The sequence below is a fragment of the Streptomyces sp. JHA26 genome, from assembly GCF_002005565.1.
In the GTDB taxonomy this organism is placed as follows: domain Bacteria; phylum Actinomycetota; class Actinomycetes; order Streptomycetales; family Streptomycetaceae; genus Streptomyces.
Genome location: NZ_BDJC01000031.1, coordinates 71,519 through 88,392, shown reverse-complemented (window position 1 = coordinate 88,392; position 16,874 = coordinate 71,519). Strand labels below are relative to the sequence as shown.

Annotated in this window: 16 protein-coding genes; 13 read left to right on the top strand and 3 right to left on the bottom strand. The window is 74.9% G+C overall.

Annotation, left to right across the window (positions count from 1 at the left end):
• The first annotated feature begins 490 nt into the window (after positions 1-490).
• A complete protein-coding gene (locus JHAT_RS20005; protein WP_107481969.1) occupies positions 491-1,270 on the top strand; it encodes a tetratricopeptide repeat protein in 780 nt (259 codons plus the stop codon).
• A gap of 64 nt (positions 1,271-1,334) precedes the next feature.
• Here the strand turns inward: JHAT_RS20005 and JHAT_RS20000 are convergent, their stop codons facing one another.
• Positions 1,335-2,627 (bottom strand): DUF1015 domain-containing protein, encoded by a 1,293-nt coding sequence (locus JHAT_RS20000; protein WP_077799592.1) that lies wholly within the window; start codon positions 2,625-2,627, stop codon positions 1,335-1,337.
• A gap of 72 nt (positions 2,628-2,699) precedes the next feature.
• On the opposite strand from JHAT_RS20000, the gene JHAT_RS19995 reads away from it, so the two are divergent.
• The 4 genes from JHAT_RS19995 (at position 2,700) to JHAT_RS19980 (ending at position 6,827) form a co-directional block, all read left to right on the top strand.
• Complete coding sequence (locus tag JHAT_RS19995) at positions 2,700-3,731, top strand: HAD-IIA family hydrolase (RefSeq protein ID WP_077799591.1); 1,032 nt, start codon at positions 2,700-2,702, stop codon at positions 3,729-3,731.
• A 134-nt stretch (positions 3,732-3,865) separates the two neighbouring features.
• Positions 3,866-4,909 (top strand): iron ABC transporter permease, encoded by a 1,044-nt coding sequence (locus JHAT_RS19990; protein WP_077799590.1) that lies wholly within the window; start codon positions 3,866-3,868, stop codon positions 4,907-4,909.
• Positions 4,906-5,943, top strand: a complete 1,038-nt coding sequence (locus JHAT_RS19985) for an iron chelate uptake ABC transporter family permease subunit (RefSeq protein WP_077799589.1) — start codon at positions 4,906-4,908, stop codon at positions 5,941-5,943. The genes JHAT_RS19990 and JHAT_RS19985 overlap by 4 nt, the downstream gene beginning before the upstream one ends.
• Entirely contained in the window at positions 5,940-6,827 is an 888-nt protein-coding gene (locus tag JHAT_RS19980; RefSeq protein ID WP_077799588.1) for an ABC transporter ATP-binding protein, read from the top strand. The genes JHAT_RS19985 and JHAT_RS19980 overlap by 4 nt, the downstream gene beginning before the upstream one ends.
• 6 nt (positions 6,828-6,833) lie before the next feature.
• On the opposite strand, the gene JHAT_RS19975 is transcribed toward JHAT_RS19980, so the two are convergent.
• Complete coding sequence (locus tag JHAT_RS19975; RefSeq protein WP_077799587.1) at positions 6,834-7,181, bottom strand: sterol-binding protein; 348 nt, start codon at positions 7,179-7,181, stop codon at positions 6,834-6,836.
• A 42-nt stretch (positions 7,182-7,223) separates the two neighbouring features.
• Between JHAT_RS19975 and JHAT_RS19970 the strand changes: the two genes are divergently transcribed.
• The 4 genes from JHAT_RS19970 to recN all read left to right on the top strand — a co-directional run bounded on the left by JHAT_RS19970 (position 7,224) and on the right by recN (position 11,153).
• On the top strand, positions 7,224-7,544 hold the full coding sequence (locus tag JHAT_RS19970) for a hypothetical protein (RefSeq protein WP_077799586.1): 321 nt from the start codon (positions 7,224-7,226) through the stop codon (positions 7,542-7,544).
• A gap of 7 nt (positions 7,545-7,551) precedes the next feature.
• Complete coding sequence (locus JHAT_RS19965) at positions 7,552-8,367, top strand: hemolysin (RefSeq protein WP_077799585.1); 816 nt, start codon at positions 7,552-7,554, stop codon at positions 8,365-8,367.
• Positions 8,364-9,269 (top strand): NAD kinase, encoded by a 906-nt coding sequence (locus JHAT_RS19960; protein WP_077799584.1) that lies wholly within the window; start codon positions 8,364-8,366, stop codon positions 9,267-9,269. The genes JHAT_RS19965 and JHAT_RS19960 overlap by 4 nt, the downstream gene beginning before the upstream one ends.
• Positions 9,270-9,434: 165 nt before the next feature.
• Positions 9,435-11,153, top strand: a complete 1,719-nt coding sequence (gene recN, locus JHAT_RS19955; protein ID WP_077799583.1) for a DNA repair protein RecN — start codon at positions 9,435-9,437, stop codon at positions 11,151-11,153.
• A gap of 79 nt (positions 11,154-11,232) precedes the next feature.
• Here the strand turns inward: recN and JHAT_RS19950 are convergent, their stop codons facing one another.
• Entirely contained in the window at positions 11,233-11,661 is a 429-nt protein-coding gene (locus tag JHAT_RS19950; RefSeq protein ID WP_253195551.1) for an ATP-binding protein, read from the bottom strand.
• Between the two features lie 215 nt (positions 11,662-11,876).
• Here JHAT_RS19950 and JHAT_RS19945 point away from each other — a divergent pair, with 215 nt between their 5' ends.
• The 4 genes from JHAT_RS19945 to JHAT_RS19930 all read left to right on the top strand — a co-directional run bounded on the left by JHAT_RS19945 (position 11,877) and on the right by JHAT_RS19930 (position 16,833).
• The gene (locus tag JHAT_RS19945) at positions 11,877-13,523 is read left to right on the top strand and encodes a SpoIIE family protein phosphatase (RefSeq protein WP_077799581.1); all 1,647 of its coding nucleotides are present in this window, start codon (positions 11,877-11,879) and stop codon (positions 13,521-13,523) included.
• A complete protein-coding gene (locus JHAT_RS19940; protein ID WP_077799580.1) occupies positions 13,520-14,644 on the top strand; it encodes a cobalamin B12-binding domain-containing protein in 1,125 nt (374 codons plus the stop codon). Before JHAT_RS19945 ends, JHAT_RS19940 begins: the two co-directional genes overlap by 4 nt.
• Positions 14,645-14,737: 93 nt before the next feature.
• Positions 14,738-15,502, top strand: coding sequence for a hypothetical protein (locus tag JHAT_RS19935; protein ID WP_077799579.1), 765 nt, complete (start codon positions 14,738-14,740; stop codon positions 15,500-15,502).
• Positions 15,503-15,684: 182 nt separating this feature from the next.
• Entirely contained in the window at positions 15,685-16,833 is a 1,149-nt protein-coding gene (locus JHAT_RS19930; protein ID WP_077799578.1) for a glycosyltransferase family 4 protein, read from the top strand.
• The last annotated feature ends 41 nt before the right edge of the window (positions 16,834-16,874 follow it).

Genomic DNA, 16,874 nt, shown 5'->3' with positions numbered 1-16,874 from the left:
GTGACGACCGCAGGGACGACCGCAGGGACGACCGTGGGGGCGACCGTCCCCCTTCCGCCGCGACGATCGCGGTGACCGCCCGTCGTTCCGCCGTGACGACCGTGGGGGTGACCGTCCGTCCTTCCGTCGCGACGACCGCGGTGACCGCGGTGAGCGTCCTTCGTTCCGGCGTGACGACCGCAGGGACGACCGTCGTGACGAGCGTGGGGGTGACCGTCCCTCCTTCCGTCGCGACGACCGTCGTGACGACCGTGGTGGCTTCGGCCGGCGCGACGACGACCGTGGTGGCTACCGCCGTGACGACAGCCGCGGTGGGGACCGTGGCGGTGACCGCGGTGGGTACCGCGGGCGGGACGATCGCGGTGGGCGCGGCCCCCGTCGGGACGACCGCGGCGGGCGACCGGGCGGCTTCCGTGGGCGTGACGACCGGCAGGGCGGCGGTGGCCGTTTCCGCGAGGAGCGGGACCGTGACCGGGAGCCGATCAAGAGGCTGCCGATCCCCGAGGAGGTCACCGGCGACGAGATCGACAAGGACGTCAAGCAGGAGCTGCAGAGCCTGCCCAAGACGCTCGCGGAGGACGTCGCCAGGAACCTCGTGATGGTCGCCCGGCTCCTCGACGAGGACCCCGAAGCCGCGTACGGCTACTCCAAGGTGGCCCTCCGACTGGCGTCGCGTGTCGCCGCCGTACGCGAGGCGGGCGGGTTCGCCGCGTACGCCAACCAGAAGTACGCGGAGGCGCTCGCCGAGTTCCGGGCCGCCCGGCGGATGACCGGCTCCGTGGAGCTGTGGCCGGTCATGGCCGACTGCGAGCGCGGCCTCGGCCGGCCGGAGAAGGCGCTGGACATGGCCGGCGCCCCCGAGGTGCAGAAGCTGGACAAGGCCGGACAGGTCGAGATGCGGCTCGTGGCGGCCGGCGCCCGGCGCGACATGGGGCAGCTGGACGCGGCCATCGTGACGCTGCAGAGCCCCGAGCTGGCCTCCCACTCCGTGCAGCCGTGGACCGCACGACTGCGGTACGCCTACGCCGACGCGTTGCTGGCCGCCGGCCGGGAACAGGAGGCGCGGGAGTGGTTCGCCAAGGCCGTGGAGTCCGACCGGGACGGCAGCACGGACGCCTCCGACCGGCTCGCCGAGCTGGACGGGGTGGAGTTCGTGGACGCCCTCGACGAGCGCGAGGACGACGGCGTGCACGAGAGCGACGCGGACGGTCCGGCCGGCGAGGACGGCGACGCGGACGGCAAGGACGTCGAGGACGGCGAGAAGGACTGACGTCCACCCGGTATGACGAAGGGGCGGGCCCGTGCACCGGGTCCCGCCCCTTCGTCATGCCGGGTCACAGGTCCAGCGCGCGCAGCACCAGGCCCGAGGCCGGCTTCGGGCCGAACGACGTCGACTTGCGGGGCATCGTGACGCCCTGTCGGGCCAGGTCGCGGACGACCTCCTCGCGCACGGGGTGCATCAGGACGGCCGTACCGCCGTCGCGTTCCGCCTTCTCGACCGTGGCCGCCGTGTCGTGGATGTACGCGATGTGGGCCGCGGAGTCCTCGGGGATGCGCCAGACGTGGGCGAGGAGCGTGGCGTGCAGGACGGTGGCGTCCAGGGTGCGCCAGGCCTCGGGACGGTCGGTGGGGACCGTGCGGGCCAGCAGACCGGTGTCCGGCCGGTCCACGAGGTGGAAGGCGCCGTCGCCGGCGAGCAGGAACGCGTTGCCCGCGCCGGCGGCCTCCGCCAGGGCGTCCATGGCCTCGGGCAGGGACGTCTCCAGGCGCCGGACGCGGAAGTGGCCGTCCAGGGCCGCCACCGCGTCGCTCACCGGGAGGCCGTGCAGCAGACGGTGGATGGCGCGGACGCGGAGCGGATAGCGGGCCGTGTCGACCAGCAGGACGAGGCCGTGGTCCCAGGGGCTGGGGGAGGGGTGCTCCGCGCGGAGCCTGCGGTAGGTCGCCCAGCGGTGGTGGCCGTCGGCGATCAGGGCCTGGTGCTCCGCGAGTTCGGCCCGGACGCGGGCCAGGTCGTCGGGGTCGGTGAGTGACCACAGGCGGTGGCAGAAGCCGTCCTCCGTGGTCGTCGACAGGAGCGGCGGCCGTCCGGCGGTGCGCTCCACGACGGTGGTCGTCGCGGCCGTCGCGCCGTCGCCCCGGTAGGTCAGCAGGAGCGGCTCGAGGTTCGCCGAGGTGGCCCGCATCAGTGCCGCGCGGTCGGCGACGACGTGCGGTATGACGTCCTCGTGCGGCAGTACCACCTGCTCCGCCGGGTCGGACACCCGCAGGGCGCCGATGATGCCGCGTTGCAGCAGGCCGGCGCCGTCGCGCTGCTCGTACACGTACAGGCCCGGTTCCGCGTCGGCGGTGAGGACGCCCTCGGACCGCCAGCGGCGCAGCGTGTCGGCGGCCTGGGCGTTGCGGGCGTCCGGCGTGGCGGCCTGGGGCAGGATCAGCCGGACGATGTTGTGCGGGTCGGCGGACTCGAGGTGGAGCAGCCCGTCGGGGCGGACCACGACGTCGTACGGAGGGGACGTCACGGCGGCCAGGCTGCCGACCCGGTCGGGGTCGTAACGGAGGCCTCGGAACGGGGTGAGTTCCAGGCCCCGGCGCGCCGTTGCTTCCGGGTGACCCTCAGTATTCATCCCGGCATCGTACGACTGTCGGCCGCATGGGGGATGATCGGGGGAAAGGCGTCTGATGAGGAGCGATGTGCAATGAGCCGGAGCGTCAGGACGAGGCCCGACGGCAGTGGGCGGGACCTGAGCGAGGCGTACGACACGGCGCTGCTCGATCTGGACGGTGTCGTGTACGCCGGGGGGAACGCGATCGCGCACGCGGTGGACTCCCTCGCCGAGGCCCGGTCGGGCGGGATGCGCCTGGCGTACGTCACGAACAACGCGCTCCGGACGCCCGACGCGGTCGCCGCGCACCTGACCGAGCTGGGCATACCGACGCAGGCGGACGACGTCATCACGTCGGCGCAGGCGGTGGCGCGGCTGATCGCCGAGCAGGTGCCGTCGGGCTCGCGGGTGCTGGTGATCGGCGGGGAGGGGCTGCGCGTCGCGCTGCGCGAGCGCGGGCTCGTGCCGGTCGAGTCGGCGGAGGACGATCCGGCGGCCGTGGTGCAGGGCTTCGGCGGGCCCGACCTGCCGTGGGGGCGTTTCGCCGAGGCGTCCTACGCGATCGCGCGCGGCGTGCCGTGGTACGCCTCCAACACCGACCTGACGATCCCGAGTGCCCGGGGGATCGCACCGGGCAACGGCGCTGCGGTGGAGGTCGTGCGGATCGCCACCGGCGCCGAGCCGCAGGTCGCGGGGAAGCCGTTGCCTCCCATGCACCGGGAGACGATCCTGCGGACCGGGGCCGAGCGGCCCCTGGTGGTCGGGGACCGGCTGGACACGGACATCGAGGGCGCGTTCAACGGGGGCGTCGACTCGCTGCTCGTGCTGACCGGGGTGACCGACGGCGCCCGGTTGCTGGCCGCGCCCCCGCATCACCGGCCGACGTACGTCGACGCCGATCTGCGCGGACTGCTCACCGGGCAGCCGGAGGTCACGGACGACGAGGACGGCGGGTTCCGCTGCGGCGGCTGGACGGCGACCGCGGGCGACGAGCGGCTGGAGCTGCGGGGCGACGGCGAGGCGCTGGACGGACTGCGCGCGCTGTGCGCGGCGGCCTGGACGGCGGGCGGGGAGAACGCCTGCGCGCTGGACGGGGGGAAGGCGCTGGCGCGGCTGGGGCTGTGAGCCGGGGAATGGCCGGGGTTGCACGCCGGACGAGGGGGAAGGAGCCCGGCAGGGCCTCGCCGGGCCTCGCCGGTCGGCGCCGCGGCGGCTGCCTGGGATCATGATCGAATGACAGGGTAGGCTAACCTAACTGCGTGTTGGTCGACAGTCCCCCCGAACAGTGCGCGGAGACCGCTCCCGCGCCCCCGAGGCGCCGCGCGCTCCGTGCCGCCGGGTTGCCCCTCTCCGCAGCGATCCTGGTGCTGATCGCGATGGCGAGCATCGCGGTCGGCGCGAAGGACCTGTCGCTGGCCCAGGTCTGGCACGGCCTGTTCCACGACTCGGGTACCTACGGCGACGTCGTGGTGAGCGATCGGCTGTCGCGGACCGTGCTCGGCCTGCTGGCCGGTGCCGCGCTCGGCCTCGCCGGGGCCGTGCTCCAGGCGCTCACCCGCAATCCGCTGGCCGACCCCGGCCTGCTCGGCATCAACGCGGGCGCCTCGGCGGCGGTCGTCACGGCCATCACCTTCTTCGGCGTCACCTCGCTGAGCGGATACGTCTGGTTCGCCTTCGCCGGTGCGGCGGGGGTCGGCGCGCTGGTCTGGTTCCTGGGCGGGAGCCGGGGAGCCACGCCGGTGCGGCTGGTGCTGGCCGGCACCGCGATCAGCGCCGCCCTCTTCGGTTACCTCCAGGCCGTGATGATCATGGATGACGCGGCGCTGGGCCCGATGCGGTTCTGGACGGTCGGTTCGCTGTCCTCGGCGACGACCGGGACCATCGGGGAAGTGCTGCCGTTCTTCGTGGCGGGCACGGTCCTCGCGCTCGCACTGTCCAAGCCGCTCAACGCCATGGAGATGGGCGACGACACCGCCAGGGCCCTCGGCGCCCACCTGAACCGCACCCGGGCGCTGTCCATGCTCGCCGCGACCGTGCTGTGCGGGGCCGCGACCGCCGCCTGCGGGCCGATCGTGTTCGTCGGGCTGATGGTCCCGCACATCGTGCGGTCCTTCACCGGACCGGACATGCGCTGGATCATGCCGTACGCCGCGATCCTGTCGCCCGTGCTGCTGCTCGGCGCGGACGTCCTCGGCCGGATCGTCGCGCGGCCCTCGGAGCTCCAGGTCGGCATCGTCACCGCGGTCCTCGGCGGACCGGTCTTCATCTTTCTCGTACGACGGCGGAGGACGGCCCAGCTGTGAAGACGCATCGTGCTGTACGCGGCCCGGGAGGGCTCTCGTTGCGCCTCGACGTCCGGGCCGTGGTCGTCGTGGCCCTGCTGCTGGTCGTCGCGCTCGCCGCGAGCGTCCTGCTGATCGGGACCGGCGACTTCGAGATACCGGCCGGGGACGTGCTGAAGACCCTGGCCGGCGGCGGGAACCCCAGCCAGGAGTTCATCGTCGAGGAACTGCGGCTGCCGCGGGTCCTGGTCGGGCTGCTGGTCGGTGCCGCGCTCGGGCTGGGCGGCGCGCTGTTCCAGACCATCTCGCGCAACCCGCTGGGCAGTCCGGACGTCCTCGGTCTCGGCCAGGGGGCGACGGCCGGCGCCCTCGTGATGATCGTCCTGTTCTCCGGGACCGCCACCCAGGTCACCCTCGGGGCGCTCGCGGGCGGCCTGGTGACCGGCACCGGTATCTACGTGCTCGCCTGGAAGCGGGGCGTGCACGGCTATCGACTGGTCCTGGTCGGCATCGGCATGTCCGCGATCGTCACGGCGGTCAACGGGTATCTGATGACCCGGGCCGACATCGTCGACGCCGCCCGTGCCGTCGTCTGGATGACCGGGTCCCTCGACGGCCGCGACTGGGCACAGGTCTGGCCCCTGCTGGTGCTGTGCGCGGTGCTCGTGCCGCTCGTCCTCGTCAACGGCCGGGCGCTCAGGCTGATGGAGATGGGCGACGACGTCTCGTACGCCCTCGGCGTGCGCGTCGAGCGCGTGCGGATGCTGCTGATGGTGGCCGCCGTGCTGCTCACCGCCGCCGCGACCGCCGCCGCCGGGCCGGTCGGCTTCGTCGCGCTCACCGCGCCGCAGCTCGCCCGGCGCCTGACCCGCTCGCCCGGCCCCAACCTGCTGCCGTCGCTGTGCATGGGCGCCGCCCTGCTGGTCGGCGCCGACTGGGTCTCGCAGCGGGCCTTCGGCGCCGACCGGCTGCCCGTGGGCGTGGTCACCGGCGTCCTCGGCGGCGTCTACCTGCTGTGGCTGCTGGTCACCGAGCGCAGGGCGGGCCGGATATGAGCGCCGGCGTCACCGCCGTCGGCGGGCCGAACAACCGAAGGAGCACCGTGAACCGTCTGTCCGCCGAGAACGTCACCCTCGCCTACGACCAGCGGGTCATCGCCGAGCAGCTGTCGGTGGAGATACCCGACAACTCCTTCACGGTGATCGTCGGCCCCAACGCCTGCGGCAAGTCCACCCTGCTGCGCGCCCTGTCGCGGATGCTGAAGCCCACCCGGGGCCGGGTGCTCCTCGACGGGTCGGTCATCCAGTCGATGCCCGCCAAGCAGGTCGCGCGGACCCTCGGCCTGCTGCCGCAGTCGTCCATCGCGCCCGACGGCATCACCGTCGGCGACCTGGTGGGCCGCGGCCGCTACCCGCACCAGGGCCTGCTGCGCCAGTGGTCGGCGGAGGACGAGCGGGTCGTCCGGGAGTCGATGGCGCAGACCGGCGTCGCGGAACTCGCCGACCGCTACGTCGACGAACTCTCCGGCGGGCAGCGCCAGCGCGTGTGGATCGCCATGGCGCTGGCCCAGCAGACCCCGCTGCTGCTGCTCGACGAGCCGACGACGTACCTGGACATCCAGCACCAGATCGACGTCCTGGACCTGTGCGCGGAACTCCACGAGACCCAGGGCCGCACCCTCGTGGCCGTCCTGCACGACCTCAACCACGCCGCCCGGTACGCCACCCACCTCATCGCCCTGCGCGGCGGGAAGGTCATCGCCGAGGGCGCGCCGAACGACATCGTCACGGCCGAACTGGTCGAGGAGGTCTTCGGACTGCGGTGCCAGGTCATCGACGACCCGGAGACGGGCACGCCGCTGGTGGTGCCGGCCGCGCGCAGGGCACGCCTCACCGGCGGCGCCGGACGCGAGAAGGTGTCGGCCGCGGAACGCTCCTGAGAGCGGCTACAGAAGCTTCCGGAGGCGGAACAGGTCGCGCAGACCCGCCTCCAGCCTCACCCGGCCCGACCCCCAGGCCCTGGCGAAGCCCAGCTCGCCGCCGACCAGGGCCACCAGGTCGTCGCCGGTCATCGCCAGCCTGATCTCGGCCTTCTCGCGCGGCGGACCCTCCAGGGTCTCGCGCACGTCGATCCGGCCGCCCGTCATGCGCCCCGCGAAGGTGACGTCCAGGTCGGTGATGTGGCAGCTCACCGACCGGTCCAGCGCGGCCGCCGCCCGCACGTCCCCCTCGGCACGGCACATGATGTCCGAAAGCTTGTCGAGTGCGGCACGGCACTCCTCGGTCGTCGCCATCGGGACAGACCGTACCGCAGTGGTTCGCGGTAGCGTCGACGCATGAGCGACGCAGTCCCGGAGACGGGGTCCCAGGAGGCCACCGAGACCACCGCCGGTGCCGTGGCCGAGGCCGGGGCCCGGGAGGAGGCCCCCGCGCACGACCCGGCCGCCCCCGCCCCGCTGGGCGTCCCCCGCGCCCCCACCGGCGACCCCGAGGTGGACGCGGTGCTGCGGCGCCTGACCGACGCCGACCACCTCGCCACGGACGGGCACGTCGCGGTGTACGAGGATGTACACCGGGGGCTGCGCGACGCGCTCACCGCGCTCGACGCCCGCCCGGGACCTCCGGTGCCCCCGCGGTCACACGAACACAGGAGCTGAACCGAACGTGGCAGGAGTCGCACGCCGCCGTCTCGACGCGGAGCTGGTCCGCCGCAAGCTGGCGCGCTCGCGCGAACACGCCAGCCAGCTGATCGCCGCCGGCCGGGTGAGCGTCGGCAAGACCGTCGCGACCAAGCCCGCCACCCAGGTGGAGACCGCCGCGGCCATCGTCGTCACCCAGGACGACAGCGATCCGGACTACGTCTCGCGCGGCGGCCACAAGCTCGCCGGCGCCCTGTCGGCGTTCGTGCCGCAGGGCCTCGTCGTCGAGGGGCGGCGCGCGCTCGACGCCGGCGCCTCCACCGGCGGCTTCACCGACGTCCTGCTGCGGGCGGGCGCCGCGCACGTCGTCGCGGTGGACGTCGGCTACGGACAACTCGCGTGGAGTCTGCAGCAGGATGAACGCGTCACCGTCAAGGACCGTACGAACGTACGCGAGTTGACGCTGGAGGCGATCGATGGGGAGCCCGTGGACCTTGTCGTGGGGGATCTGTCCTTCATCCCGCTCGGGCTGGTGCTGCCCGCCCTGGTGCGGTGCACGCGGCCGGACGCCGACCTGGTGATGATGGTGAAGCCGCAGTTCGAGGTGGGCAAGGAGAGGCTGGGCAGCGGGGGAGTGGTACGCAGTGCGCAGCTGCGGGCCGAGGCCGTACGGGGGGTCGCCCGCAGGGCCTGGGAGCTGGGACTCGGCGTGAAGGGGGTCACCGCCAGTCCGCTGCCCGGTCCCTCCGGGAACGTCGAGTACTTTCTGTGGCTGCGGGCCGGGGCCGGTGAACTGGACCCGGCCGACGTTGACCGTGCAGTGGCGGAGGGGCCGCGTTGACACAGAACCGAGCTCGTACTGTTTTCCTGCTCGCCCACACCGGGCGACCCGCGGCCATCCGCAGCGCCGAGCTCGTGGTCAAGGGGCTGTTGCTGGCCGGCATCGGGGTGCGGGTCCTGGAGGCCGAGGCGTGCGATCTGCCGCTGCCGGACGAGGTGGAGCTGGTCGGGGAGGCCACCCCGCAGTGCCTCGACGGGTGCGAGCTGCTCATCGTGCTGGGCGGTGACGGGACGCTGCTGCGCGGCGCCGAGTTCGCCCGCGCCTCCGGGGTGCCGATGCTCGGCGTCAACCTCGGCCGGGTCGGCTTCCTCGCGGAGGCCGAGCGGGACGACCTCGACAAGGTCGTCGACCGGGTGGTGAACCGGGCGTACGAGGTCGAGGAGCGGATGACCGTCGACGTCGTCGTGCACCGCAACGGCGACATCGTGCACACCGACTGGGCGCTGAACGAGGCCGCCGTGCAGAAGGCCGGCGCCGAGAAGCTGCTCGAGGTGGTGCTGGAGATCGACGGGCGGCCCGTGACGGGGTTCGGCTGCGACGGCATCGTGCTGTCGACGCCGACCGGGTCGACGGCGTACGCCTTCTCGGCCGGCGGGCCCGTGGTGTGGCCCGAGGTCGAGGCGCTGCTGATGGTACCGATCAGCGCGCACGCGCTGTTCGCGAAGCCGCTGGTGACCTCGCCGGACTCGGTGCTCGCGGTGGAGGTGCTGCCGCACATCCCGCCGGGCGTGCTGTGGTGCGACGGGCGGCGGACGGTGGAGCTGCCGCCCGGGGCGCGGGTGGAGGTGCGGCGGGGGGCGGTGCCGGTGCGGCTGGCCCGGCTGCACCACGCGTCGTTCACGGACCGGCTGGTGGCCAAGTTCGCGCTGCCCGTCTCCGGGTGGCGCGGGGCGCCGCACTGAGCGCGACCCGCCGCGGCGCCCGCGTCCCCGCGGCGGCGGGGAGCGGTACGCGAGCAGTAACGAGCGACCCGTCCGCAGGTGACGCCCCGCGGCTGCCCCCGGTCGGGTGGGGTGGCGTCGCACAGCACGGGCGAAACCTCGTATGGTCGGTGCGTGCTTGAGGAGATGCGGATACGGTCGCTCGGAGTCATCGACGACGCCGTTGTCGAGCTGTCGCCCGGGTTCACCGCTGTCACCGGTGAGACGGGCGCGGGCAAGACCATGGTGGTCACCAGCCTGGGGCTGCTCCTGGGCGGGCGGGCGGACGCGGCACTGGTGCGGATCGGGGCCAAGAACGCGGTCGTCGAGGGGCGGATCGCCGTGCCCGGCGACGCCGCGGCGGTCGTGCGGGCCGAGGAGGCCGGGGCCGAGCTGGACGACGGCGCCCTGCTGATCAGCCGCACCGTTTCCGCCGAAGGGCGTTCGCGGGCGCACCTGGGCGGGCGGTCCGTGCCCGTGGGGATGCTCGCCGAGCTCGCCGACGAGCTGGTGGCCGTGCACGGGCAGACCGACCAGCAGGGGCTGCTGAAGCAGTCCCGGCAGCGGCAGGCACTGGACCGGTACGCCGGTGACGCGGTCGCCGTGCCGCTCGCCAAGTACGCCGGGGCCTACCGTCGGCTGCGGGCCGTCACCTCCGAGCTGGAGGAGATCACCACGCGCGCGCGTGAACGCGCCCAGGAGGCCGATCTGCTGCGCTACGGCCTCGACGAGATCGCCGCCGTCGAACCGCGCGCCGGTGAGGACGCGGAGCTGGCGGAGGAGGCCGAGAGGCTGGGCCACGCCGAGGCGCTGGCGTCGGCCGCCACGGTCGCGCACGCCGCGCTCGCGGGCGACCCGGAGGACCCCGAGGGCGTGGACGCGGCGACGCTCGTCGCGGGCGCCCAGCGGGCCCTGGACGCCGTGCGGTCGCACGATCCGGCGCTCGCCGCGCTCGCCGAGCGGATCGGCGAGGTCGGGATCCTGCTGCGCGACGTGGCCGGGGAGCTGGCCGGATACGCCGACGACCTGGACGCCGACCCGCTGCGGCTGGCGGCGGTCGAGGAGCGGCGGGCCGCGCTGACCGCGCTGACCCGCAAGTACGGCGAGGACGTCGACGCCGTACTGGCCTGGGCCGAGCGGAGCGCCGCGCGGCTGACCGAGCTGGACGGCGACGACGAGCGGATCGGCGAGCTGACCGCCGAGCGGGACGCGCTGAGGGCGGAACTGGGCGGGTTGGCCCAGGCGTTGACGGACGCGCGGACGGAGGCGGCCGAACGGTTCGCCGCCGCGGTGACCGCCGAACTGGCGTCGCTGGCCATGCCCCACGCGCGAGTGTCGTTCGCGATCCGGCAGACCGAGGACCCTGAGGGCGTCGAGGTCGGCGGGCGGACGGTCGCCTACGGGCCGTCCGGTGCCGACGAGGTCGAGCTGCTGCTCGCCCCGCACCCGGGCGCGCCGCCGCGGCCCATCGCCAAGGGCGCCTCCGGCGGTGAACTGTCGCGCGTGATGCTGGCCGTGGAGGTCGTGTTCGCCGGGACCGACCCGGTGCCGACGTACCTCTTCGACGAGGTCGACGCCGGGGTCGGCGGCAAGGCGGCGGTGGAGATCGGGCGGCGTCTGGCGAAGCTGGCGAAGACGGCGCAGGTCGTCGTGGTCACGCACCTGCCGCAGGTGGCCGCGTTCGCCGACCGGCAGTTGCTGGTGGAGAAGACGAACGACGGCTCGGTGACCCGCTCGGGCGTGAAGGTCCTCGAGGGCGAGGAGCGGATCCGGGAGCTGTCCCGGATGCTCGCCGGCCAGGAGGACTCGCAGACGGCCCGCGCCCATGCGGAGGAGCTGCTGGCGACGGCCCGGGCGGACGCGTAGGCCGGACCCGCGGAGAAGTGGGCCGGCCCCCGCGGGGCGGGGGCCGGCCGGACACCGTGGGGCCCGTCAGGGGCCGGCCTCAGCCGGCCGGGGGCTCGTAGGCCACCACGGCCTCGATCGTCTTCCCCGGAGGAGCCGGGGTGATCGTGACCGACCGGCTGAGCCGCTGGACGAGCGGCCAGCCGAAGCCGCCCGGCACGCCGTTCCTCCCGTCCCCCGGCTCACGGACGACCGGTGGCGCGGGGGAGCGGTCGGTGACCGCTATGCGCAGTGCGCGGGCCTCCGGTGCGGCGCGGAACGCGGTGAGACCGCCGCCGTGCCTGATCGCGTTGGTCACCAGCTCGGAGGTGATCAGCAGTATGTCGTTCGTCACCGTCGCGGGCAGCGGGGCCGGCAGTCCGTCGAGGACGTCCCTGACCCGGGCGCGTGCCGCGGCGGCCGTGACCGGTGGCGGCGACAGCGCGTCGGACGTGCCGGACACCGCCGTGCCTCTCTCCGCGGCCGTCACGCGGCCGTTCCTCTCCGCGGTTTCACGGCGGTCCGGATCCACCGGTGCCCGCGGCATCGCCGCAGGTCGGAGCGGCCCGATCGCGGCGCGGCCGGGGAGTGCACCGCGCTCCGGCCGGGGAAGGCGGCTTGTCGTGGACGTGGGTGTCGGGTCATGGTGGGGTGAGCGTGTCTTCCAGGGAAGGTGATGAGACCCCTCGCGTGCGGTCTTTGGACATGACGATATGTGAAGACGCCTCGACGCAGCCCTGCGGTTCGCCCCCGGACATCGGCGCTTCCTGGCTGCGCGCCCCGTACCCGGTCGTCGTCGCGGACACCGACGGCACGATCGTGGGGGTGAACGCCTCGGCGGCCGCCCTGTTCCCGGGTGCGGCCCGCGGGTCGACGCTGGACGGCGTGGTGCCGCCCTGGCTCACCGACGCCCACCGGCGCACGGCCGGCAGCGACCTCGGCTCCCCCGCGCCGCCGGTCACCGGACGTCACCGGCACATGACGCTGACCGCACACCCCACCCCGGGAACGGACGGCGACGTGGTGTGGTGGCTGGTCGACGACACCGACCGCATGCCGGCCCGGAGCGAGCTGCACGACGAGCAGGAGCGGACCGCCTTCCTCGCCGAGACCTCCACCCGGTTGTCGGCGTCGCTGAACGTCCAGCGGTGCATGAACGTCACCGTACGGCTGGCGGCCGAGCACCTGGCCGACGCGGCGCTCCTCGTGGCCCCCGCGAACGGCCGGCAGCACCCCCTCGCGGGCAGCGTGGGCGGTGACGCGCCCAGGCACACCACCGCCCGCATCGACCCGTCGTCGATACCCGGCCTCGGCGAGGCCCTCCGGGGCTTCCCGCCGGTGCCGTCGAGGTGGATCGACCCCGCGGCCCTGCCCGCCTGGGCGGTGCCCGAGGGCTTCGGCGGTCCGGTGGGGTCGGTCGCCGTCTGCCCGCTGCCGGGGCACGGCGTGCCGGCCGGCGCGCTGATCCTGCTGCGCCGCGGCGACCGGGCGGCGTTCGACGCCTCCGAGGAGGTCATCGCCCGCCTGTTCGCCGCCCGGGCCGGATCCGCGCTCTCCGCGGCCCGGATGTACTCGGAGCAGGCCGGCATCACGGCCACCCTCATGGCCGACCTGCTGCCGCCCGCGCTGCGACAGGTGCACGGCGTGGAGTTCGCCGGCGGCTACCGGGCGGCGCAGGACACCGAGCGGATAGGGGGCGACTTCTACGACCTCCACCCCGCGGACGAGCCCGGTCAGGAGACGCTCGCCATCCTCGGCGACGTGTGCGGCAAGGGACTGGACGCCGCCGTCCTCACCGGCAAGATCCGCAACACGCTGCACGCCCTGCTGCCCATGGCGGGCGACCACGAGAACATGCTGCGCCTCCTCAACGGCGCGCTCCTCGGCAGCCGCCACACCCGGTTCGCGACCCTCGTCCTGGCCTCGGTCGTCCGCCGCGGCGCGCGGGTCCGCCTGCGGCTGACCAGCGCCGGCCACGCGCCGCCGCTGATCGTGCGGCACGACGGAAGCGTCGAGGAGGCCGACACCTCCGGCACGCTCATCGGCGTCCTGCCCCGCATCAGGACGCGCACCGCGCACGTCGACCTGGCACCCGGCGAGACGTGCCTGATGTTCACCGACGGGATCACCGAGGCCAAGGGCGGTCCCCTGGGCGACGTCATGTTCGGCGAGGAGCGGCTGCGGGCCGCCGTGGCCGACTGCGCCGGGATGCCCGCCGAGGCCGTCGTCGAACGCGTCCAGCTGCTCGCCGCCGAGTGGATCGGCGCCAACCGGCACGACGACATCGCCCTGGTGGCGATCACCGCTCCCCGGTCGGCCCACCCGGCGCCGGCGGACGGCGGCACGGCGTGACACCCACCGGCACCCCGGCCGCGCCGGGCGACGGAGCGCCCCGGTCCGTCACCGGGCTGCGCACCGCGCTGTGGCGGGCGGTGACGGACCGCGACGAGCGCGCGGCCGGCCGCGTCGTCCTCGGCGCGCTGGACGACGGCCTCTCCACCGAGGAGGCGCTGCTCGACGTCATCGTGCCCGTGCAGGTGAGGGTGGGCGCGGAGTGGGCCGCGGGGCGCCTCGGTGTGGCGCAGGAGCACGCGGCCACCGCCATCCACGACCGGATCATCGCCGCCATGGCCCACCGGGACGCGGACCCGACCACCTCCGCGCCGGGTACGGCCGCCGCCGTGACCGTCGCCTGTGTGGACGGGGAGTGGCACGCCCTGCCCGCGCGGATACTCGCCGAGGTGCTGCGGGGACGGGGGTACGAGGTGGACTTCCTCGGCGCCCAGGTGCCCACCCCGCACCTGGTGGCGCACATGCACCACACCGCCCCCGACGTCCTGGCCCTCTCCTCGTCGCTTCCCACGCGGCTGCCCGCGGCGCACGCGGCCGTCACCGCCGTCCAGGCCGTCGGCGTCCCCGTCCTCGTCGGCGGCGCCGCCTTCGGCGCGGACGGCCGCCACGCACGCCGGCTGGGCGCGGACGCCTGGGCGCCGGACGCACGCGCCGCCGCGGAGATCCTCGCGAGCGGGCTCACGCGTCGCGTGCCCGGCGCCGGCGACCCGCCGGCCGACGGCCTGCCGCACCTGAGCGACCAGGAGTACACGTTCGTCGTGGGCAGCAAGGCGCGGCTGGTCAGGAACACCCTGTCCGGGCTGGAGGAAAGCCTGCCGGTGATGCGGACCTACACGCAGGCCCAGCGCGAACGCACCGCCGAGGACGTGGCCCACGTCGTCGACTTCCTGGCCGCCGCCCTGTACGTCGACGACGCGCCGCTGTTCACCGATTTCCTCCGGTGGACCGCCGACATCCTCCAGGCCCGGGGCGTTCCCGCCGGCGCCCTGCTCCCCGCGACGACCGGGCTCGCCGCACAGCTCGAGGACTTTCCCCGCGCCCTGCGTCTGCTGACGCTGGGGCGGGCGGCGCTCGAGGCCCGCACCCCTCTCACCCCTCCGGTGCCCGGAGCGCCCGCATGACGGCCCCCGCACGACGGCGCCCGCCGGCCCGGCATCCCCGGACGGGGACGGCACGGCCCGGGAGACCCGGCCCGACGGCCGTAGGGTGACGGGATGATCACCTCCAGCCGCCGGCCTGGTGCCTCCCTCGTCCTCGCCGCAGCCGTCGCCCGGACCGCCCTGACCGCGCTGCGGGCCACGGCGCCGGGCGGCCGTGACCGCTGGGAACGGGAGAACCACGCCGGGCGGGCCGTCGGGCTGTACGCCGGGCCCGCGTCCGCCGTGGCGGCGGCAGCGGGGGTGGCGCGGGTGAGGCCCGCCGCCGGGCTGGCCGTGCTCGCCGCCGGGGTCTGCGGGGCCTACGACGACGTGGCGGGGGCCGAGGACCCCAGGCGCGGGTTCCGGGCGCACCTGACGGCGCTGCGGGACGGGGAGGTCACCAGCGGGGCGGTGAAGCTGTTCGGGATCTGCGCGGCCGGGCTCGTCGCGGGTGCGGTGATGAGGGAACGGCCGTTGGACAAGGTGCTCGCGGGCGTCGTGATCGCCGGCGCCGCCCACTTCGTCAACCTCGTGGACGTGCGCCCCGGCAGGGCCGCCGTGACGGTCCTCGCGCTCGGGGCGCCGGGGCTGCTGCGGCAGGGGCCCGGGGCGGAGGCGGCCGCCGTCGCGATGGGGGCCGCCGCGGCCGTCCTGCCCGACGACCTCGCCGGGCGCACGATGTTCGGCGACACGGGGGCGCACGCGCTGGGCGCGGCCCTGGGCGCCGCCGTCGTGGACGGCAACGGCAGGGCGGGCCTCGCCGCGCACGCCGTCGCGCTGGTGGCCGCGGCGGTGTGCGGGGACCGGGTGAGCGAACTGGCACGTCACTCGTGTGAGTGAAACGGTCCCGTTCCGTTGCCCCGTGGTCGCGTGCGCGCGGGGATCGTCGTTCCCGGAACACCCGTACGTGCTGGCATCCTTGACGGCGTGACGCGCAGGAGGCCGCCGACGCGCCCCGACCGCACCATCCTTCTGTACGTTCTTCATGACCGTCCCCCGCCGAACCAGGAGTCCCGGGACACGTGACCCCCGCGAGCAGCCACTCACCGCTCGGCCGGCCACCGCTGCGCACCGTGCAGGTGCTGGGCGGAGGCGACGCCGGCAGCAGCGCGCACGTGCGCTCACTGGCCGCGGGGCTCGTCGCGCGGGGCGTGGAGGTCACGGTGTGCGCCCCCGCCGAGGCGGAACGCACCTACGACTTCACCGGCGCCGGAGCCGACCACGTGCACGTGCCGCGCAGCAGCGACCCCGCCTCCGTGGCGGCGCTGCGGGCGGTGTGCGCCGGCGCCGATCTGGTGCACGCGCACGGGCTGCACGCCTCCCTCCGCGCCGTGCTCGCTCTCGGCGGGCGCCGGGGCCGCACCCCGTTCGTCGTCACCCGGCACGGCCGGGTCCACGCCGAAGGGGCGCGCGCCCCTCTGCTGCGGGTACTGGAACGGCGGGTGATGCGGTCCGCCACCGTGGTGCTGGGCGCCACCTCGGACCTGGTCGACCGGGCTCGGCTGAACGGCGCGCGGGACGCCCGGCTCGGGCCCGTCGCCCTCCCCGACCGGACCCGGCGGGCCGCCGGGCCGCAGGACCCCGACCGGACGCGCCCGAAGATCCGGGCCGAACTGGGCGCCCTGGGACGCCCGTTACTCATCACGGTCGGCTCCCTGGAACGGCACCGGGGACACGACGTCCTGCTCGACGCCGCCCGCGCGTGGCGCCGTCTCGATCCCGTGCCCCTGGTCGTCGTCGCCGGGGAGGGCCCGCTGCGCGGGGAGCTGCAGCGGCGGATCGAGGACGAGGGGCTGCCGGTGGCGCTCATCGGCCGCCGTGACGACGTCACCGACCTGCTGGCGGCGGCCGACCTCGCGCTGCTGCCGAACCACCGGGGGGCGGGGCGCTCCGTTCTCGCACAGGAGGCCCTCCACACGGGACTGCCGCTCGTCGCCGGCGGCACCGGCGACATCGTCGAACTCGTCGGCGACGCCGCCGAACTCGTCCCGCCCGGGGACGCCGCGGCACTCGCCGACGCCGTCGTCGCACTGCTCGGCGACGCCGCCCGGCGGGAGGCGCTGCGCGACCGCGGGACACGTCAGGCGGCCACCTGGCCGACCGAGGACGAGACGGTCGCCCAGGTCCTGAGCGTCTACGACGAACTGACCCGGCCCGCGCCGCTGTTCTAGGCCCTGCCGTCGAACTTCCGTCCGCCCGACGCCGCCGTGCC